This window comes from Thiomonas sp. 13-64-67 (genome assembly GCF_002282795.1).
GTDB classification, from domain to species: Bacteria; Pseudomonadota; Gammaproteobacteria; order Burkholderiales; family Burkholderiaceae_C; genus Thiomonas; species Thiomonas arsenitoxydans.
This window is the reverse complement of sequence record NZ_NCKP01000122.1, coordinates 1-2,454: the sequence shown is the minus strand read 5'-3', so window position 1 is coordinate 2,454 and position 2,454 is coordinate 1. Positions and strand designations below refer to the sequence as shown.

The following is a 2,454-nucleotide window of genomic DNA, read 5'->3' as shown; positions in this document are numbered from 1 at the left end:
ACGCCGGGGGTCATGACTTTGGCAAACGCGCCAAAGCTGGCCAGCCCCAGGCCGAACATCGCGCCCAGCCCCATCACGATCGCCGCGCCGATCACCCCGCCCAGCGCCAGCACCAGCAGGGAGACCAGCAACAGCGGGCCGATGCGGCCGGTCCACCGCTGCGTGGTCGACGACAGCGTGCCTTCATTTTGAGGTTCGACCGGCATGCCTTGCGGCGTGATCGTTCGCGCTTGCGCCGCCCGCTTGCGCAGCAGCGCCGCAAAAATCACGCCAAAAGCCAGCAGCGGCAGACTCAACCATTGCGAAAGCAGCCCGCCCATCGGCAACTCGCCCAATAGCCACAGCAGCACGAGCAGCGCCACGGCCAGGCCCAGCCAGGGCAGCGGCGCCTGCATGAAACTGCGCCAGCCATCCATCCACCAGCGCAGGCCGAATCCAGCGGGAACGCGGCGAAATACGGGGTCTGGAACGATGAGATCAGTGGAGGTCATGGCGGGCAATGGGGAATGAAGACGGCCCATTATCCGTCGCCGATTTGAAAGCCTACCGAGCGATATCCTCCAGCCGCCGCTGCGTCACCCGCGGCCCCATGATGACGATGACCAGCGCCACGCCGACCATCGCGGCGGCGATGAAAGTGAACACGCCAACGTCGCCCGAGGTCTTGAGCAGATCGGCGATGACGAAGCCGGTGAACACCGCGCTGATGCGGCTGAACGAATAGACAAAGCCCACTGCCCGGGCACGGATGCGGGTGGGGTAGAGCTCGCTCTGGTAAGCGTGGAAGGCGTAACTCATGATGTTGTTGAAAAACGCCACCGCAATGCCAAACACAATGATCGCGGCCGCCCCTTGCGCATGGGCGAACAGCAGGCCAAACAACGCCACGGCCAGCGCGGGCACGGCGATCAGCCATTTGCGCTCGAAGCGGTCGCCGAATGAGGCGCCGATGAGGGACGAAATCGGATAGGCGAAGGCGATGATGAAGGTGTAGAGCAGCGACTTCGGAATGTCCAAGCCCTTGGCGATGAGATAGGTCGGCGCCCAACTGGCAAAGCCGTAGTACCCCACCGTCTGCAGAATATTGAACAGGATGAGCATCACCGTGCGTTTGCGATACACGCCCTCCCACATCTCGCCCCAGCGCGCCTTGACATGCTCGACATCGCCCACAAAGCCCTTCGGCTCGGGCAGGGGTTGGCCGGTTTCGCGTTCCACCTGCTTTTCGATGCGGCTGAGAATCGCGTCAGCCGCGTGATGACGGCCCTTGTCTTCCAGCCAGCGCGGCGACTCGGGCAGGCGCAGCCGGATGAACCAGATGACGATGGCGCCCAACGCGCCGATGATGGCCACCCAGCGCCAGCCATCGAGCCCCGCGATCTGATGCGGCACCAGCAGCCATCCCAGAAAGGCGACCACCGGCACGGCGCTGAAGGTGATGAACTGGTTCATCGCGAAATACGTGCCCCGCTTGGCCTGCGGCGCCAGTTCCGAGACATAGGTGTCGATGTTGACCATCTCCAGGCCGATCCCGATGGAGGCGATGAAGCGCCAGATGTCGATATTCATCGCGGTCTGCTGAAACGCCATGATGAGAGTGGCGATGCAATACCAGAGCAAGGCCCAGGTATAGACCGCGCGCCGCCCATACCGGTCCGACAGCCAGCTCACGAACAGCGTGCCCACCCACAAACCGAGAAACAGTGCCGCGACAAAGCTGGCAATCCCCTGAAAGCCGAACAGCCCCTTGGTCGTCGCGGTGAACACCCCGCTTTTGAACAAGCCGGGCGCGATATAAGCGGTCAGAAACAGGTCGTAAAACTCGAACAGCCCGCCCAGCGAGAGCAGGATGACCATATTGCGCACGGTCTTCGAGGGAGGCAGGCGGTCGATGCGCGCCGCGATGGTGGGCGCGCCGTGGTGGCCGGGACGGGGGCCTTCAGACGCCTCTGCGCCCAAGGGCGCCGGGATGGTGCTCATGCTTGTCTCCTGTATTTATCCTTCCTCCATGATGGATGGAAAAAACAGGAGACGGGGTGTCGAAATGTGACTTGGGGTGACGCCTTGCTTCAACTGGGCTGCAACACGCTGGCGCCGGGCTGCTTGAGCAGTTGCGCCCATTCCTCGAGCTCGCGCGGCTCGCCGAACAGATAGCCCTGCATGCTTTGCAGGCCCATGCCGTGCAGCGCCTGGGCGCATTCGCGCGTCTCCACCCCCTCGGCGACCACGTTGATCGACAGGCGTCGGGAGATATCGACGAGCCCGCGCACGATTTCTGCGTTGCGCACGTCCTTGGTCACATCCGCCGTGAAGCTGGCCGGAATCTTGATGTCGCTCGGATCGAGAATCTTGAGGTATTCGAACGAGGCGTAGCCCTCGCCGAAATCGTCCATCGCCACCCGCACGCCCGACTTGCGCAGCGACTGCACATTGCGCGCCACACTGGGAAACGCT

General features: G+C 63.2%; 3 protein-coding genes. All 3 read right to left on the bottom strand.

Annotated elements, in window-relative coordinates:
* Positions 1 to 491 (bottom strand): hypothetical protein (locus B7X30_RS15440; RefSeq protein ID WP_286731823.1); only part of this gene is annotated, 491 nt, incomplete at its 3' end.
* Between the two features lie 52 nt (positions 492 to 543).
* Complete coding sequence (locus tag B7X30_RS15435; protein WP_276706001.1) at positions 544 to 1,980, bottom strand: MFS transporter; 1,437 nt, start codon at positions 1,978 to 1,980, stop codon at positions 544 to 546.
* 89 nt (positions 1,981 to 2,069) lie between these two features.
* Positions 2,070 to 2,454, bottom strand: a 385-nt coding sequence (locus B7X30_RS15430; RefSeq protein ID WP_286731821.1) for an EAL domain-containing protein, incomplete at its 5' end; no start/stop codon positions are given.